Genomic DNA, 17,370 nt, shown 5'->3' on the forward strand with positions numbered 1-17,370 from the left:
CTCGCGCAGGGACCTTGCCGTAATGCCCCGATTGGCATCGTGCGACCTCGTGTGAATCTACCGGAAAGAGGGGAGATCTATACCGGGAGTTTCTTGTGGCAAAGGGATTCGAATTTTTTGTCAAAGGGGGAGATGAGTTTGAATCGCAATATTGCCGATATCGTGCCTTCGGATAGAGAAGTGGGGTCAATCTCTGCAGCTCGATCGGCAATTCCTGCTGAGGCACGTGCAGGGGAGGTGGTATCCATTCCGATCGCATCGCTTTTGCCTGGTGAGTCTCCACGGCTGGCCGGGCAGGATGCGAATCACGTAACCCGGTTGATTGAGCTTGATGTTCCACTCCCGCCCATTCTTGTGGACCGGCACAGCTTGCGTGTCATCGACGGGATGCATCGCCTCATGGTCGCCTTCTTAAAAGGTCAGGAGGCGATTGAAGCGGAATTATTCGATGGTACTCCTGCGGAGGCATTCCTGCGGGCAGTCGAAGCGAATGTGACGCATGGGCTTCCACTGTCAAAGGAGGACCGTCGAGCCGCAGCGGTGCGGATTATCGCGTCACATCCCGAGATGTCCGACCGGGCAATTGCGCGTGCCGCGGGGCTGGGCGCCAAGGCAGTGGCGGTCCTGCGGCGAAGCTCGGTCTCTGAGGGGACACAGCTGAGCGCGCGCATTGGCCGGGACGGGAGGGTTCGCCCCTTGAGCAGCACGGAAGGCAGGATGCGAGCTGCCGAGCTGATCGCGGAGAACCCGAAGGCCTCGCTGCGTGAAGTGGCACGCGGCGCAGGCATCTCGCCGGCGACCGTGAGCGATGTTCGTAAGCGAATCATGGCGGGGGAATCTCCGGTAGCGGAGCATGAACGACCTGAACCCGATACTGAAGCCAGTAGCGTCGGTTCCACCGAGTCGGTTCAGGGCAGTACCCGGCGTGCTGCGCGGAAAGTGCGGCTCCTTCAGTCGGACCCTGTCCCCCTGGTTGACAAGTTGCTGCGCGACCCGTCCCTGCGCCACAAGGAGGAGGGGCGCCACCTACTCAGGGTGCTCCAGTTGAATGCCATCGGGGACCAGGAATGGTCCAAGCTCGCTGCGGCAGTGCCGTCGCATTGTGGGGACTTGATAGCCGATCTCGCGAGACAGTACGCAGAGACGTGGATGGAATTTGCCAAAGAGCTGGACGAGCGCATCCAGAGCATTGGTGATGAAACACGGGCTTCGATGTAGTTTCGGTAAGCTGAAACGCTTTCCGTGACAGCGTCCACGCACCCGGTGCCTCCCCATTGCATCCGGCCTTAGCAGGCCGCTTGAGCTTTCGTAGAAACAAAAATTGCGTCCGGTCTTGTCGTTTGCATGACGCTTAGGGTGATGACAGGCGCGCAGACGCTCGTGCTGGGCTTGGGGCACGCATACTGGGAGACAAGCTCGCCGACTGGACGAGGCCGTCCCGGCCGGAGTCGCGGACCGAGCACCCGTGATTCATCCGGAACTCGGTGCTCCACATGCTGTGTGCGAACTCGGCCGCCTTCTACTCGCGCTTGTTCGGCGAGAGCCAGCGGGGTGGGGCGGCCCGTTCGTGGCGCGCAGACGTTGGTGCAGTCGCCGACAACGACTGGGGACTTGCCCCGCCGGCTGCATGCCAGTAACGACCTACGCTGATTCAGCGATCAGAGCATCCGCAGGGAACGGTCCAGTTCTGCCACCGTGGACAGCCGGTGAGTGACGATCGAAGGCTGTCGCATCGTCGTGGCCAAGGCCGCTGCATATCCGTGGCCCATTGGGAGATCTGTGAGATGGATGGGCTCTGTCGGCCAGCCAGGCGGTGGCGGTTCAGCATGGACGATTGGGCCGTCAACCGTCAATAGGGGAAGGGGGCGGCCAGCAGGCCGTGCCCTGTGAGTTTGACCGCAGCCTTCTTGCGAGCCCACAGCTAAAACAGTACGCAGCGAGCCGCTTCTCCGTTCAACTCGGCGCTGTTTCGCCGCTCGGCGTCAGAGGTGAGATTGCGCCTCAGTTCGTCGACACCGATGTTGCTGGTGCTTGTCTCCATATCCAGTCCGACTTTGCCTCCGGTTGAGGCAGCCATTGCGACAAGGGTTCCGCTGTGCGACACGGAGAAGTCAAGCTCCGGAGCGGCTGGGAAGTGAGGATTTCCGTGGCGATCGTGACCACAATGAAGGCACTTCCGTGTGATCTCGACTCGATGAGCAGGCGCCTGAAGATAGTTGGCGCCGAGCGCTCGCTGCAGCATTCGTGATGTGATGAATGACTGCCGGACCCGCTCATTGATCAACCTACTGGCGAAGGACAGCTCGGGCGGAAGTAGCCATCGTCTGGCATCGGCTTTGGAGACATCCGCTTCGCTGATCCACAGGCGCCCGCTGCCCCGAGGAATTGATCGCGCTCGCCGAGCACTCGGCCGCCAAGGGCGCCCTGGAGGCGGACTCCGCCGAACTGTTTATGCGCACCCTGTACCTGGGCGAGCTGACAGCCGAGAACGTTATGACGCTGCGGGTCGACGTCATGGCCCTCGAAGCGCCCGCGACCGCGGCCGACGCCGCGAACCACACCCACGCCACCGGCCTGTCCCGCTTCCTGGTCTACCGCGACAGCCTGGACGAGGTCATCGGCACCGTCCACATCAGGGACGTCCTCGCGCTGGAGCCGGAGAAGCGAGCCGTCACCCTGGTCATCGAGCTGGCCACCGAGCCCCTGCTGGTGCTGGACAGCCTGACCGCCGACCGGCTGCTGGAGCGGCTGCGCGCGACCCGCACCATGGCCGTCGTCATCGACGAGTACGGCGGCACCGCGGGTGTCGCGACCGTCGAGGACATCGTCGAGGAGGTCGTCGGCGAGGTACGCGACGAGCACGACCCCCTCGAAACCCCGACCTGCTGCCCGTGTCGGCCGCCACGGACAGCCGCGCGGCCTGGGAGGCGGACGGCTCCGTCCGCCTCGACCAGCTGGGCGGAATAGGGCTGAAGGCTCCGGACGGCCCGTACGAGACTGTGGCCGGCCTTGTCGCTACCCACCTCGCCCGCATCTCCGCCAAGGGCGACACCGTCGAACTCGACGGCTGGCAGCTCTACGTCCTCGACGTCGAGCACCACCGCGCCGACCGGATCCGCATCACCGAACCGGCCCCCCAGGCGCCGGCCCCGGCGGGGGAGGAGATTCGATGACCACCCTCCAGTTGCTCGTCGGCGCCCTGACGCTGCTGACCAACACCTTCTTCGTGGGCGGCGAGTTCGCCCTGATCTCCGTGCGCCGCAGCCAGATCGAGCCGCGGGCTCAAGAGGGGAACAAGCGCGCCCGCATGACCCTGTGGGGCCTGGAGCACCTCTCCGCGATGCTGGCCACCGCCCAGCTCGGCATCACCGTCTCCTCCCTGGTGCTCGGCGCGGTCGCCGAACCGGCCATCGCCCATCTGTTGGAGCCCGGCTTCGAGGCAGCGCACATCCCGCACGGCCTGGTGCACCCGATCGCGTTCGTGATCGCTTTGTCGCTCGCGACGTATCTGCACATGCTGATCGGCGAGATGGTGCCGAAGAACATAGCCCTCGCGGCCCCCGTGCCCACCGCGCTGCTGCTCGGCCCGCCCCTGGTGGCCCTCACCCGGGCGCTGCGCCCGCTGGTGTTCGGCATCAACGCTTATGCCAACGCCCTGCTGAAGCTGCTGCGCGTCGAACCCAAGGACGAGGTCGATTCGGTCTTCACCGACGACCAGCTCGCCCGCATGGTCGCCGACGCGAGTGAGGCCGGACTGCTCTCGCCAGCCGACGGTGAGCGGCTGCGGGACGCGCTGGAACTGGGTACGCGTCCCGTCGGCGAGATCCTCGTCCTCGCGCAGAAGATGCGCACCGTCGAGGACTCGGTCACCCCGGCCCGCCTGGAGCGGATGGCCGCCGAGGCGGGGTACTCCCGCTTCCCGGTCACCGGCGCCGACGGCACCGTACTGGGCTACCTGCACATCCAGGACACCCTCGGCGTCACCGACCCGACCGGCCCTTCCCGCGCACTGCCCTGCACCCGGTCACCCGGGTCCGCATCGACACCCCGCTCGACGACACCCTCACCGCGCTGCGCGCCGACGACAGCCAACTGGCGGCGGTGACCGGCGAGACGGGGACCGTCCTCGGGTTCGTGACCATGGAGGGCGCCGGACCGAGCTGGTCGGCCCGGCACCGGCCGCCGCCTGACGTCCGAGGCCGCTGAAGCCCCCTGGACTGGCCTGCACTTTGACGACTGTTTCGGGAACGCCCTCGGTCTTTGTTGGTTGGCGCAACTCTTACCACCGCGATGGGTTGCTTCGGCGAGGCCGCCACCATCGATGCGGAGGGTGACAGATGCTTGCTGCAGTTCACCCCCTCTGGCTCGAACCTGCGGGACGTGGAGGGTGCCTGAAGTCCACGTCTACCTGGGGAAATTCTCGGCAGGGCTCAGTTGGTCCTGTCTGGACCGGCGCGCAGCATGCTGCCATCGGAAGGCCGTTTGGCCCGTCTGGCCTGCGGAAACACGGAGTGTAGCGGTGCGCCCCCGGCGGGGCACCGACAGCATCTGTACGGGCTCGTAGCCGCTGTGAGCTGGTGCTTTCCGGCACGGTGGCGGTGCCGGAGGTGCGTCGGCGCCGTCGTAGGGGTGGTTCCCGGTGAGCGCGCCGAGTGGAACGCCGCGCGGTGTGGCTGCGGGTGTCCGTGACGCTCCTTCGAGCGGCGCTCATTCGGGCGTCGGCCTTGAGGGGTGGGTGCGGAGGGGTTGTGCGTTGGTGGTGGCGTCGGTGGCCGGGTATGCCTCGTACGTGCATCAGCGGGAGTTCGCCCTGCAGGGTGGGGCGGACGCGGTGAGCGCGACGTTGTGGCCGTTGTCTGTTGATGGGCTCTTGTTGCTGGCGACGGTGGGGCTGCTGAACCTGTCCCCGAATGGTGGGCGTCGGGCGCGGACAGTGGTCTGGCTGGCATTCCTTCTCGGGATCGCGGTGTCGTTGGCGGCGAATGTGGCGGCGGCTCCGGCGCTCGCGTGGCGGCCGATGTTGGTGGCGGGCTGGCCCCCGGTCGCTTTGTTGTTGTCGGTGGAGTTGCTGGTGCACCGTGCCCCCGGTCGCGAGCACGGCGAGAGTGCGGAAGGTCCGTCGGAGCTTCGCGGCGAGACTTGGCGAGAGGGCGCTTCACGGCGAGACCGAGAGGCGAGGGGAGCGGATGGTCGTGGGGCAGGCACGGTGGAGCGAGGCGAGATCGAGGCTGTGCGGCGAGAGACAGGCCGCGGCAGCCGAGAGCCGACAGACCCTGAGGAGACGGGACGTGCAGAGGTTGGGGCGGTGAGCGATCGGTCTCGGTCTGCAGGGGCGACGGCCGAGGCCGTGATGTGGGAGCACTTTCGGCGGCAGCTGGTCGCCGGTCGTACGCCCAGTGGGGCGGAGTTGGATCGGGTGGCTGGCACGAACAACTACGGGCGGGCTGTTTTGGCGCGCTGGCGGCGGTCCGGCCGGATCCCGGATGCGGTGGATGGGGCGCACGTGAACGGGAGCCGCGGTCGTTCATGAGCTCGGGTCGGCATCTGGCAGGGCGGGCGAGGCGCTGGTTGGGTATTGGTGTTCCGGCAAGGTCATGTGGAAGGAGGCGTCGTCGCTGGGCGCGGGTTGATGGGCTGAGGTTCGAAAAGGACTGATGGGCTCGACTGGGCGCCCCGGGCTGAACGGCCCTTTACCTACGTAGTGGCACAGCGGTTCCATGAGCTATGAGCAGGCCTCAGAAGGTATCCAGAACGTTATGGATCTTGGCTGGAGCCGCAGTCGCGGCAACGATCGTCCTGGCCGTAATGCTTGTCATGCGTGGACCCTGGTGGATCGATGGCGAGCATCTAAGTGAGAAGGATCTGCGCTCCGGGTCCGCAACCCTAGTCACCGGGTTCCGTACAGCTGTTGTGCAGCTCCTGGTGGTACTCGGTGCGAGCATCGCCCTGATCTTCACAGCATTCAATTACCGGTTGAGCCGTCGCGGGCAGGTTACTGACCGGTTCACCAAGGCTCTTGAGCGGCTCGGGTCGAGTGAACTGTACGTACGTCTTGGAGGGGTGCTGGCTTTGGAGCAGATCGTTCAGGACGCGCCAGACCAGGCCGCCAACGCGGCCAGGGTTCTGAACGCCTTCATTCGGCAGCGTGCACCTCGCCGCCCTAGTCTGGATGGGGCACCGCATCTTCCCCGTGGAGAGCGCATCGCTGCTCTACGACGTGCTGCTCGCCGTAAGGCCGTTGTACAGCCGACACCAGAGGAGCGCCTTCCCTTTCCGCCTGACGCGGATGTGCAGTATGCCCTGGCTGCGCTATCTCGTTCCGCATCCCGCCGGAACTTGGATGTAGATATCAACCTCGGGCAACTCCACTTGGCGGGTGCTGACCTCAGTCATGGAGACATCAGGGGAATCAACTTCGGTGACGCGGACATGGAAATGGCTGACTTCCAGGATGCCGTCGCCGATCGTGCGGCGTTCGGGTGGGTAAATCTTCGGGCCGCCAGGCTGTCAGGTGCGAGCCTGAGGGGGGCTAGCCTGCGGGCAGCGGACATATGGCGAGGGGAGTTCGTCGGCGCCGATCTCACGGATGCCGATCTCGTGAGTGCGATGCTGGACTCAGCTTTCATGGAGCGGGCCATCCTCACGCGCGCCAGGATCGGAGGGGCAGACTTCGAGAACGCAAACGGGTTGACCGCTGAGCAGATCATCTCGGCGTATCCCACTGCTCAGACGAAGCTGCCTTCGGATATCGCCGAGCTTCCTTCTGTGGCTGCGCGCATCAAGGAGGTCGAGGCAGACGAATCAATCCGTCACAACAAGCTGCCGTATTAGCCTCGATCTTGCGTGAGGGTCCGTCAGCTTGCTGACGGACCCTTTGTGGTGAGTGGTGGTGTGGATTTTCGGAGTCTGGGCAGGTTGAGCGCCCGGCTGTCGCATCGGGTGTGCGCCGGGTTCCACGGCTCCGGTCGGGGTGGTACTGCTCGTAGGGACGGAACGCTGCTGGTCAGCCGGGGTTCGGCAGGGCGTGGAGCCGGTCCAGGGCATCGGTGATCACGTCGGTCCAGGGCCAGTGCCCGGCGAGGCGGGGGCTCCCAGAGCCGGGCTTGTCCGGTCAGGGCGAGCAAGGCCATCCAGGCGAGCAGGTCGAGGCCGATTTGGATGATCTCCAGCCACATCTGGTTCTGAGCGGCGCCGTGGAGGGGAAGGTTGCGCAGGCCAGTGGCGCGAGCGGCGCGGATGCGGTCCTCGGCCCGGGCCCGTTGCCGGTGGCGTAGTTCGAGGGTGGCGATCGCCTCGCCGGCAGTGTTGGTGGCGAAGCAGGTCAGCCGCATGCCGTCGGCATCTGTGAAGCGTAACTGGGCGCCGGGGTGCGGGCGTTCCTTGCGGACGATCAGCCGCATGCCCTTCGGCCAGCCCTCGAGGCAGTCGCCGTCGAGCTCGGCCGCCCAGGCGCCATTGCGGATGTCGCCGTCGGGTTCCACGGCGGGCGTCCAGGCCGAGGCCGGGACCTTCAGGACGGCCTGGTGGATGGCGTCGGTGATGGTCATGCCGACCGAGTGCGACAGCCATCTTCCGCGCTGTGCGAGCCAGGCGACGAACTCGTGGGTGCCGCCGCCGGAGTCGCACCGGATCAGCGTCTGCCAGCCGCGCTGCAACTGCTTCGGCAGCTGGGCCAGGGCCAGCTTGGTGGCCTCGATGTGGTCCGCGGCGGTGTTGGAGCCCGCATTGCCGGGCCGCAGCAGGCCCACGACCGGCTCGCCGGACCCGCCGCGGCCGTGGTCGACGAATCCCATCAGCGGGTGGTGCCCGAACGTTTTCTTCCAGGTCGCGGCGGCGTCCTGCTTCTCGGAGTGCGCCAGGACGAGGACGCCGTCGATGTCCACGATCACGTGCCCGCCCGCGTCCGGTGCTGCTTCACCGGCCAACCGTCATACATGTTCGCGTACTTCAGCACGGGGGTGCGCAGCGCGGCCAGGACCCGCTGTCCGCCCGCCGCCAGCTTGCTGATCAGCCGGGAGACCGTGGGGTCGGAGGCCACCGGCCCGAACACGGCCGGCTCGGCCCGCAGCAGGCCCACATCGGCCAGGCAGTCCCCGCCCAGCGCCACCGCAAGCGCGACGTCCAGCAGGATCTTGCCTGGATCGTGCACCGCCCGCGGCTTGCGCCATGGCACAAGCGCCGCTGATATCGCCGCATCCAGACCGGACTTGCGGACCGTCTCGACCAGTAGCACCGCCCCGGCCTGCGAGACGACTCCGCGGCCACCGTCCTCGACGCGGACACGCGGATAGGACCCGATACGCTTCTTCACCTGGAAAGTGCCTCCGGCGGTGGCGGGAACAAGGACCTCGGCAATTCTCATTCTCGCTGGTCAGAGGCACTTTCTGCTTTCTTGGTCATCAGTCGGACAGCCCACCTCGTGAAGCGCGAGGTTAGAAACGTAGGACAAGGTACGTGCATCTCACCGCGCGGCCTGCGGGCCAGTGACTGGCACCGAGGCGGGTGTCGCCTCGTGCTGCAGCTCGCGCCGCTATGGTGCGGGCGGGAGCGGCGTGCCGAGCCGCTGAAGGAATACCCGCATATCCTCGGGGTCCTCGCGGATTTCGTGATACTGGACGGCGCTGTTCGGGGCACTCCACCTCGGGCCGCCACGGGGCGTAGCTGGCGGGAGCAACTGTGGTGGCGGCGGGATGGAGACCCTCGGGGCCGCGGTGAGCAGTTCACCCAGGTGTCGGGAGCGCCTGACTCGGACCGGTGTGTAGCGGAGCTGGCGGGGTGCGAACCTCTCGAGGATAGTGCGAATTATGGCGGTGTGGTCGTAAATCTGTCGGCCGCTTTGTGCGCCGCGGGGTATCCGCGGCGAGACGACCAGCGCCGGGACTCGGACGCCGTAGTGCGCTATCTGCGGATGCACTCGCGGCACCTCGCGGGCGACGAGTGGGTTGGCGGCGCTGAAAGCGTCCGTGCCGGGTGGCGGGACGTGGTCGTAGAAGCCGCCGTGCTCGTCGTAGGTGATGATGAGTAGAGTGCGTGGCCACGATCGGGAGTCGAACACCCGCCTGAGCACCCGAGAGAGAAACGCCTGGCCGAATCCGACGTTGGCCGGTGGGTGATCGTCGGCAGCCGGATCGCCGCTTGGCACATCGCTGAAGTTCGGGTCGATGAAGGTGACTTGGGGAAGCGGATCGCTGCCGCCATCGAGGAACTCGTAGAGCGGCCGGATGCGTTCGAAGTCGACGCGATACCGGTTGAAGATCCGCAAGAAGCCGATGTCCCCCTCGTAGTAGCGCCACCCGACACGCGCCGCGCTCAACAAGTCGAACAGTGTCACGTCCGTCAGATAGCCGAGGTCCTGGGTCAGCTCGCTGTTGGTCCGTGCCGGGGTTCGGCCCGTCAGCATGCATACCCGGTTGGGCTGGGTGGGTCCTGGAACAGCCGCGAAGTACCGGTCGAGGACCGCGAATTCGCGTGCGATGTACTGGAAGACCGGAACGCTGGCCGCCGTCTGAAACCCGAGGATGCGCAGTTCGTTGTTGAGAGACCCCTGGATTCCTTGGTCCTGGTTGATCTCCCGCGCTTCGTTCAGCCTGCGCCGGAAAGAGGGGATAAACCCGTCCATCTCGCCACCGGGTCCGATCTGGTCCCGCACGCTGAAGAAGCCATGGTCCGGGTCGGGCCGGAAGCACGCGTCACTGCCCGCGGTCGGGGACACGCGGCCGGCAGCGCCCGGCGCCAGGGGCACGCGTTCTTTGCCGGTGAGGCCATCCAGATCCACCCTCGGCCCGTCCGGCTGAATTCGCTTGCTCGTGTGCGTGAGGAAGCCGAGCATGTGGTCGTACGACCGGTTCTCCATGGTCACCACGACGATGTGGTCGATGGTCGCCAGGTTCGCGTCTGCGCCGTTAGGCATGGGGCCGTCGATCGGTTGCCCGAGCGCCCGCGGGATCGGGGGCAGGTGGTAAGGCGTCTCATCCATCGGATCGAAGGTCTCGATCAACGCGTCCGGCCCGTCAAGTCGCACGTTGTGCAGCCAGTGGTCCCGATTTGCGATCGTCAGCAGCACCGTGGCCGCATGAGTGGAAAGTGTTTCACGGTGGGTCTCGAGGAATTCCCGGACCCCCTCGGACATACCCCGCTCCACATCCCATTCGTCCGGAATCTTGTCCAGCATCTCCGCGAGAGCGATCTTGATGTCAGAGGACGCATCCAGTCCGTCGACGTCCAGGTCGCGGATATCGGTAACGAATCGGGTCAGGAAGTGGACCGGCGTCTCTCTGGTGAACTCGTCGCGGTAGAGCTGGTACTGCGGGTGATCCGGCATCTCACCGATGGGATGCGGACGCCTGCGGAAGAAGGGTGCGAAGAGGGCGTAGAGCCGTATCTCGATCAGATCCACCATCAGCTCACCGGCGGCGGTGATCGAGCCAACAACCGGGACGTCTGCGGAAGCACTCCCGCGGGCCTGGAGGTCGGTGACTGTCAGGGTGACGCGCATAGCGAGACTGTTCTCGAGTGACGCGGTGAGAAAGCGGGGAAGGTATGCCGGAATGTCGAGTATCGAGAACAGCACGGCGAGCTGATTGCTTGCGGCGCCGCCCAGCAGGACGTCGGCGTGCTCCTGAATATCGCCCATCGCCCCGAACCGCAGGGTGTACTCGACCATGCGTTCCACGAAGTCGTCGGGCACGTCCACGGGCTCCTCGCTGCCCCGGTAGCTGACGCCGCGCGGCGCGGTGCGGGGCGCCGCGTCTTCGCCGCGCCGACCGGTGCGCCGCGGCCCGATCGTTCCCTCGCCGCGCAGTCCCGCAGCCAGATCCTCGAACGCTTCCCGGAACATCTGCGTGGTGGAGATGATCGAGTACTCCACGGGATGGATCTCCAAAGACAGTGACCGCAGTTTCAGGCCCTCGCGGGGAACCTCCAGCGGATCGATTCCCGTCAGCTGTGCGGCGACGTCCGGCAGCGCCACCCGGAGCCCGCCCCTACTAACGCGGAGAACGGGTGTCAGACCACGCAGCGCACCTTCGAAGACCTCCGTCATGCGCTGCCGGGGAATGGCGGTCACATGAACCGTTCGAGCGACGCTGAAGGTGACCCATGCACGGCAGTAGAGCCAGACGGAATCCGCGTTGTAGATGCGGCACACCCACCGCGGTGGGCGCCGACGGCGTCCTGGAGTGGGCCGCGGTTCGAGCGGCGACGGGCGCAAGCCGTCCGGAACGGCTGCCGGAGCGGCCTGCGGCTTATGCAACTCTCCTGGAACCGCGAACTCGGCCCCCGCACCCCCGGGTGCTTGCACGTCGAACTCGCGGAACGGACCGCCTTCTGGCCCCACGAGAATCCGCAGGGAAAACGTTCGTGGGGGCGGAGGTCCGACGTCAATCAGGTCGCCGGAGTCGCCAAGTGTGTCCTCAAGGCTTCCTGGTCGACGAATCGGCGGACGACGCAAGGGCACCGCCGCCCTGAGGTCGGCGCCCGCATCTCCGTCCGTTATATCCCCGGCCACAACCACGGCTGGGGACGCAGCTGAGTATGCGGACTGCTGACGTGCACTCGCAGCGAGCGGTGGAACGGCCCTCTCGACAGAGAGCAGCACTGACCCTGATCCCGGCGAGGGATAGAAGGAGATCTCCCTGAACGTCTCGCCCGTGTCAGCCCGCAGGGGCGGCAGTGTGGCGTCCCCGAAGACTTGATGCTCGACCTTGGCCGCACGCGTTTGCACCATGTCCGCCCCCTTGCGTAGCGAACTTTGCGTATCACCCCCACGGGTAACCTTCAAGCCCGGGAAAGCAGAGTACGTTCAAATATCGGCTGGTACGTCCGGCGCGGGTGGACTCTCGTCACACCGAGAACGGTGCCCGGAACCACTCCAGGTCCCGGACCCGCGATCTCCCCGTGGTTCCCACAACAACAGCCGGCCAACGTCCAGTTACCGCCTGTTGCCGATCAAGTACCCGAGATAACCTGTCCTCTGCCCTGTACGGCATAACCGGCGACACACGAGGGGGATCGTGGACGGGCGCGACGTGCGCGGGCACTACGACGGGTTGGCGGCCGAGTACGACGAGCACTGGGTCTACGGTCCGGACTACGTGCCCTGGATGTCCGGCCGGATCGTTGAGGCGTTGCGGCTTGGCCCCACAGACCGGGTGGCTGACATCGGCTCCGGTACAGGCCTGTTCGCCACAGAGGTGGCGCGGCAGCTTCATCCCCAACATCCCATTCTGTGCGTTGATCCTTCCGCGGCGATGCTCGGTCAATTGGGGACGCCGCCTCCGGCCGACCTGGCGCCCGTCGTCGCTTCCGCCGAGGACATCGCCGAAGGTCACACCCAACTGCCGTACGAACAGCTCGATGCGATGTGGCTGAAGGAGTCGGTGCATCACGTGGCCGACCCGGCACACACGCTGCGCGGTCTGGCTGGCCGGCTGGCGCCCGGAGGCCGACTGCTGGTGGTGATGCTCCCGGCTACCATCCAGTACCCGCTGTACGAGGCGGCCCTGGCGCGCTTTGAAGAGCTGCAGCCGGACCCGGCCGTCATCGAGGGGCACCTGCGGGCGGCCGGGCTGAAGGCCCGTCTCAGCTACGTCGAGCATGAGTTGCGCATCGACCGAGACAAGTACTTCGGCATGGTGCGAGCCCGCTACATGTCCCTGCTCTCCACGTTCACCGACAGTGAGCTTGAGAAGGGCATCGAGGAGATGCGGGTCGTGCATCCGGAGCCGGTGTTGGTGTTTCCGGACCGATTCGCGTTCGTCCTCGGTCGACGAGGTGGGGAGTCGGCGTGAGCACCTTGGTCGATGAACGGCTGCGGCGGCTGCGGAGCGAACTCGATGACCACGCGCGGATTGCCGATCGGCTGGGGCTGGATCTGGAGCGGCCGTTACGGTCCCTCAACGACGGCTATCCGGAGAACGCGGTCGCCCTGGTCGGGAAGCTGACCGAGAAGCTCCTCAAGGAGCTGTGGCGTCACCATGGCGTCGAGGGCGACCCGTCGACGAAGGCCCTGAACGACCTGGTCAAGCGCTGCCGGCCGTACATCCGCAGCAGCACGGTGGTGGACGCGCTCGAAGACATTCGCCGGCTGCGCAACCGGTCCACGCACGACGGGTACGACATCAGCGACGAGGACGGGCTGCTGGCGGTCCGCTGGCTCGTAGACGTGCTGGTCTGGTTCACCAACACCGGGAGCGCGGCCCTGTTGGGCGGGGAGCCGGACATGGCGCCCGAGGTAGCGCGCCGCTGCGAGTTCTTGGCCGGGCTGTACGTCACCCTCGGCTACCGGCGGGCGAAGCGGTTCGTCCTCAGCCCGGACACGGTGTACCAGCTGTTCTGCCGCGAGGCGGGGATGCGGCTGGAGTACGTGGAGTTGATGCTCTCCCGGGACGCCGACGACCTGCGGACCGTTCTGACCTCCACCGGTGGGGAGTTGCTACGCACCCCGTTGCCCAAGCTCACCCGGTTCGTCGTCCTGGAGGATGACGGCGGTGCGGTGCCCGGTGCTCTCCAGCCCGTGTTGGGGCTGGACTTCCGGATCGTGCGTTACGACGGATTCGTCGACACCCTCGTCAATCTCGACGGCCACCTCGCCGCTCTCACCTCCGTCGGCGACTCGGCGGAGCCGAGAACGGCTGTGGCCGCCGCGGTGCTGACCACCGACCCGCGCACCGGCGAACCGTCGCTGGAGCAGTCCAGCGACGCGGCACAGCTCCTGACGGGCTTGGCGCGCGGCAGCGCGAACGTCCTGGTCACCGGTCGTCCGGGGAGCGGCAAAAGTACGCTGCTGCGCTCGCTGGCCGTCAATCAGGAACTGCGCCGCTTCCGCTTCTATTTCGACCTTGGGTTGAAACCGAAGGACGAACCGTTCTCCGAGTACGCGGCCCGCCTGCTCGCTCCGGCTATGACGGCGGACCGCTCGCGCGCCTACGAGCTCTTCCTCTATCTCATCCGTTCCGGGACCGCGCTGTGTGTGCTGGACGCTGTAGACGAGGGCGTTGACGAAGCCAGCCCGGCCGGTTTCCTGCGGCTCTTCGCCGATCTCGCGGCTGTGCTGTCCGCGGAGTCGGCGGTGGTGATGAGTTCGCGGGTGTCCTTCCTGGCGGACTCGCCCCAGATTCGTCAGCTGCTCGACAGCGGCGCGGGCCGCTCCGAGCAGCTGGTCGAGCAGATGTACGCCAACGGCGTCGACCCGGCCCGCGTGCCGCACTTCCACGTCGTACGCCTGGCCGAACCCGATACCACTCCGCTCGAGACGCGTCTCACCACGGCGCTGAACCTGCCCGCGGGCAAGCCGCTCGCCGACATCCTGAGCTCGCACATCACGCGCACCCTGGCCGAGCGCGGCCGAGCGGAGCTGGAGCAGCGGCTGCCCGCCGCGTTAGGACAGGCCTTCCTGACCGACCGCACCGTGTTCTCCTTCCTCGACATCCACCGGCAGCTGGGGGCCGATGCCTTCGCAAACGATCGCCTTGAGCTCGACGCGTGTGCGCTTGCTCCGCTGCTGCGGCCCGCAGGGCTCGATCACGTCGCCTTCGTGCACACGGCCTACCAGGAACTAATGGCCGCCAGGTTCCTTGCCGAGCCGGCCAACCGGGACCTGGCCGCGGCTCTACCTGGCGGCGCCTTCCTCACCGAGCAGGTGCGCGACTTCCTCGCCGGCCTGCCCGGCGGTCGGGAGACGGACGACTGCGTGCTGCCCGCCGGGACGTACCTGGTCGGTCCGGCCGAACGGCTGCTGCTCCGCCGCGTCGAGCAGCCTGTACGCTTCGACCGCCATGCTGTGACCGTGGCGCGCTACCGCGGCTTCCTCGAAGCACTCGAAGCGGACGGCACATCGAGGTGGGACCACCCCGACCAGCCGGTCGGCGTCACCCACCATCCCTGGGGCGACCGGCTGCGGCACACCAACTACTACGACAACCCGCGCTACGACGCTTATCCGGCCATCTGCGTCAGCTGGTGGAGCGCGTACGCCTTCGCCGCGTTCGAGGGCAAGCGGCTACCGACCTCCCTGGAGTGGGAGGCCGCCGCCCGGGGCACCGACGGCCGCCTGTTCCCCTGGGGCGACACCCCCGACAACACGCGCGTCAACTGCGCCGACACCTGGGTCGGCCGACCGGTGGTGACGTACCAGGCGTGGTATCGGGACTTCGCGGGCGACGCCGTACGGCAGGCCGGGGCGACGCCCGTCGACGAACGGCCGGGCAACCGCTCCCCGTTCGGCGTCCTCGACATGGTGGGCAACTGCTGGGAATGGACCTCCACCAGCCTGGACGATCCCGGCGAGGCCGTCATCTGCGGCGGCAGCTACGACAACCCGATGCGGGCGGTGCAGGCCAGCAGCAAGGGCATCTACCGCAAGCGCGGCGGGAGCAACGCGGTCGGGTTCCGATGCGTGCAGGACCTTGAGACACGTGAGATATCCGAGGCAGAGGGGGCGATGGAATGAGCAGCGGCGGCGGGCCGCGTCACGGCACCATCGTGGACCGGCGTCCCAGTGGCGGAGGACTCAGCGGTGCGCTCGGCACCTACGTGGTCAGGGACGACGAGGACGAGCGCTATTACGGCTTCGACTACCGGCAGATTGTCACCGAGGGATTCCGCACCATCCGCACTGGCGAACGCGTCCGCTTCCACGTCAGTGCTGAAAGCCCCGACCGGGCGAAGTTCGTCATCCGCCTCGATCAGCCCGACCCGGCCGAGTACTACCGGTGACCGCCCCCGGAGTCCCGCTGCTGGAGGAGGTCACAGGGGCACGCCAGGAGCTGACCGTCGTGCTGCCGGTGCGGCTGCTCCGCGTCCCGGGCTGGCCGGAAGGGCCCTTTCCGTTCGAGCTGGGCAGCCGCCGCACCGACGCCCAGACCCGGTCCACCTACTTCGCCCCCGCCTCCGCCCGCGCCCTGTATGGGGCACCCGGACGGCCACGCCGCTGGCACCTGCCGCTGGACGTCAAACAGGACGGCCTGCACCTGCTCGGCATGGAACTCCTCAAAGCGGCCACCGCCCGCAACCCCGAACACGCCCTCGTCGTCCTGCACTTGAGCGTGGAAAGGCCACTTCTGCCCATTCTGCGGGCCCTGGCTGGACGGCGGCCGAACCCCGCCGAAGAACTACTCACCGGCCCCTTCGACCCGGCCGGCCTCCTCGCCGGCATCGCCGACGTCCGGGACCCCGACCAGCCGTTCGCCATAGCCCGCCCGTACACCATCGCCTTCATGACCCCCACCGAGCGGCACACCCCCGCCCTCCGCACCGGCGATGAAGGGGCGCTGCCGGCCGCCGCGGACCACTGGCTATGGCAACTGGCCTCCCGCTCCACACCAGAGGATTTCCCCCTGCCGCCGGAGACCGCCGCCGAACAGCTGAAGGACGCCGTCAGAATCTCAGCGGACTGGAGCGCCCTGGTGCTGCGCCAGGGGGCCGCTTTCCTCGGCCACCGCCCCGACACCGGTACAGGCGACTTCTTCGAGTTCGGCGCCCTGCACTCCCGTACCGTCTACCTCGACGCCCTGCTCCTCGGCGCGCTCCAGCGCGACCACGTCGACGAACTCACCGACGAACTCTCCGAGGTGTTCAACTCCTCACGCCTCGCCCGTCGCGTCGCCACCCTGGAACGGAACATCGCCGTCTTCCGCAGCACCTATTGGCGCCAGCACCTCACCGCCCATGGTGCGGCCAACGATCTGCTCCTCGCCTTCCAGAACCAGCACCGGCTGCCCGCCCGTTTCGACGAGATCCTGGCCGAAGCGGCCGATTACAGCAGGCTCGTCCAGACCCAGGAGAGCCAGCAGATCAGCGGGGCCCTGGGCGTCCTCACCATCCTCGGCCTGCCACTCGGCACTGCCTTGAGCATCCTGCAGGTTCTCGACGACCACTCCACGGCACACCTGCTGATCGCGCTCGGCCTGTCGGTCGCCGCCACAGCCGCAGCCCTCACGACACGGTATGGGCGCCTGGTCCTGTCATCTCTGCGGGGCGGGGGGAGGCAGGCATAGGACGCCGTGATTGCCGGGCGCACACGCAGAGCTGTTGCGGGCACTGAACGAGATCCAGATGCTTGACGAGCAGACCGAGCCGTGGCAGCGGCGGTACGCGATCTGTGCTGGCATCGAGGCCGCCCTCTCGTAAAACGTCCGAGGTCACGGCCTGAGCAGAAGCCGCTATCGAGGTCTGGCCCGCACCAACGTGCAGCAGCTCCTGGCCGCCATGGCCGGCAACCTCAGCCGCTGGCCGACTGGCACAGCGGGATTCACGATCACCTGACCGCAGAGACCACCAACACAGCCACGGCATCGGCTTTAGATCGTCTTCATCCCTGATGCCGACGAGCTCCGCCATATCGACGTCCCGCCTCGCTGGCTAGGGCGGTGA

General features: G+C 66.9%; 9 protein-coding genes and 3 pseudogenes. 9 read left to right on the forward strand and 3 right to left on the reverse strand.

Annotated elements, in window-relative coordinates; all coding sequences use genetic code 11:
* The first annotated feature begins 51 nt into the window (after positions 1 to 51).
* Entirely contained in the window at positions 52 to 1,218 is a 1,167-nt protein-coding gene (locus ACFULQ_RS11465) for a transcriptional regulator (protein ID WP_383541428.1), read from the forward strand.
* 703 nt (positions 1,219 to 1,921) lie between these two features.
* On the opposite strand, the gene ACFULQ_RS11470 is transcribed toward ACFULQ_RS11465, so the two are convergent.
* Positions 1,922 to 2,386 carry a 4'-phosphopantetheinyl transferase family protein gene (locus ACFULQ_RS11470; RefSeq protein WP_383541644.1) on the reverse strand — a complete coding sequence of 155 codons (465 nt, stop codon included), beginning with the start codon at positions 2,384 to 2,386 and terminating at the stop codon, positions 1,922 to 1,924.
* Here ACFULQ_RS11470 and ACFULQ_RS11475 point away from each other — a divergent pair.
* The 4 genes and pseudogenes from ACFULQ_RS11475 to ACFULQ_RS11490 all read left to right on the forward strand — a co-directional run.
* Positions 2,368 to 3,173, forward strand: a pseudogene (locus tag ACFULQ_RS11475) (transporter associated domain-containing protein); the annotation flags it as partial. The gene ACFULQ_RS11470 and the pseudogene ACFULQ_RS11475 overlap by 19 nt on opposite strands.
* A pseudogene (locus ACFULQ_RS11480) lies at positions 3,170 to 4,190 on the forward strand (hemolysin family protein). The pseudogenes ACFULQ_RS11475 and ACFULQ_RS11480, both read left to right, overlap by 4 nt.
* 599 nt (positions 4,191 to 4,789) lie before the next feature.
* On the forward strand, positions 4,790 to 5,530 hold the full coding sequence (locus ACFULQ_RS11485; RefSeq protein ID WP_383541646.1) for a DUF2637 domain-containing protein: 741 nt from the start codon (positions 4,790 to 4,792) through the stop codon (positions 5,528 to 5,530).
* A 233-nt stretch (positions 5,531 to 5,763) separates the two neighbouring features.
* Positions 5,764 to 6,831, forward strand: a complete 1,068-nt coding sequence (locus ACFULQ_RS11490; protein WP_383541431.1) for a pentapeptide repeat-containing protein — start codon at positions 5,764 to 5,766, stop codon at positions 6,829 to 6,831.
* 172 nt (positions 6,832 to 7,003) lie between these two features.
* Here the strand turns inward: ACFULQ_RS11490 and ACFULQ_RS11495 are convergent.
* Both ACFULQ_RS11495 and ACFULQ_RS11500 read right to left on the reverse strand, forming a co-directional pair.
* Positions 7,004 to 8,311 (reverse strand): annotated as a pseudogene (locus ACFULQ_RS11495) (IS1380 family transposase).
* A gap of 219 nt (positions 8,312 to 8,530) precedes the next feature.
* The gene (locus ACFULQ_RS11500; protein ID WP_383541434.1) at positions 8,531 to 10,969 is read right to left on the reverse strand and encodes an alkaline phosphatase family protein; all 2,439 of its coding nucleotides are present in this window, start codon (positions 10,967 to 10,969) and stop codon (positions 8,531 to 8,533) included.
* Positions 10,970 to 12,011: 1,042 nt separating this feature from the next.
* Here ACFULQ_RS11500 and ACFULQ_RS11505 point away from each other — a divergent pair.
* The 4 genes from ACFULQ_RS11505 to ACFULQ_RS11520 are packed head-to-tail and all read left to right on the forward strand — an operon-like array spanning position 12,012 to position 16,994.
* Complete coding sequence (locus ACFULQ_RS11505; protein ID WP_383541436.1) at positions 12,012 to 12,788, forward strand: class I SAM-dependent methyltransferase; 777 nt, start codon at positions 12,012 to 12,014, stop codon at positions 12,786 to 12,788.
* Positions 12,785 to 15,448, forward strand: coding sequence for an SUMF1/EgtB/PvdO family nonheme iron enzyme (locus ACFULQ_RS11510; protein WP_383541438.1), 2,664 nt, complete (start codon positions 12,785 to 12,787; stop codon positions 15,446 to 15,448). The genes ACFULQ_RS11505 and ACFULQ_RS11510 overlap by 4 nt, the downstream gene beginning before the upstream one ends.
* Positions 15,445 to 15,714: a hypothetical protein gene (locus tag ACFULQ_RS11515; protein WP_383541441.1), complete on the forward strand. Its 270-nt coding sequence runs from the start codon at positions 15,445 to 15,447 to the stop codon at positions 15,712 to 15,714. Before ACFULQ_RS11510 ends, ACFULQ_RS11515 begins: the two co-directional genes overlap by 4 nt.
* Positions 15,711 to 16,994, forward strand: a complete 1,284-nt coding sequence (locus tag ACFULQ_RS11520; RefSeq protein ID WP_383541443.1) for a hypothetical protein — start codon at positions 15,711 to 15,713, stop codon at positions 16,992 to 16,994. The genes ACFULQ_RS11515 and ACFULQ_RS11520 overlap by 4 nt, the downstream gene beginning before the upstream one ends.
* Positions 16,995 to 17,370 lie beyond the last annotated feature (376 nt).

Origin of the sequence: Streptomyces sp. NPDC057253, from assembly GCF_042669125.1 — a bacterium.
In the GTDB taxonomy this organism is placed as follows: domain Bacteria; phylum Actinomycetota; class Actinomycetes; order Streptomycetales; family Streptomycetaceae; genus Streptomyces.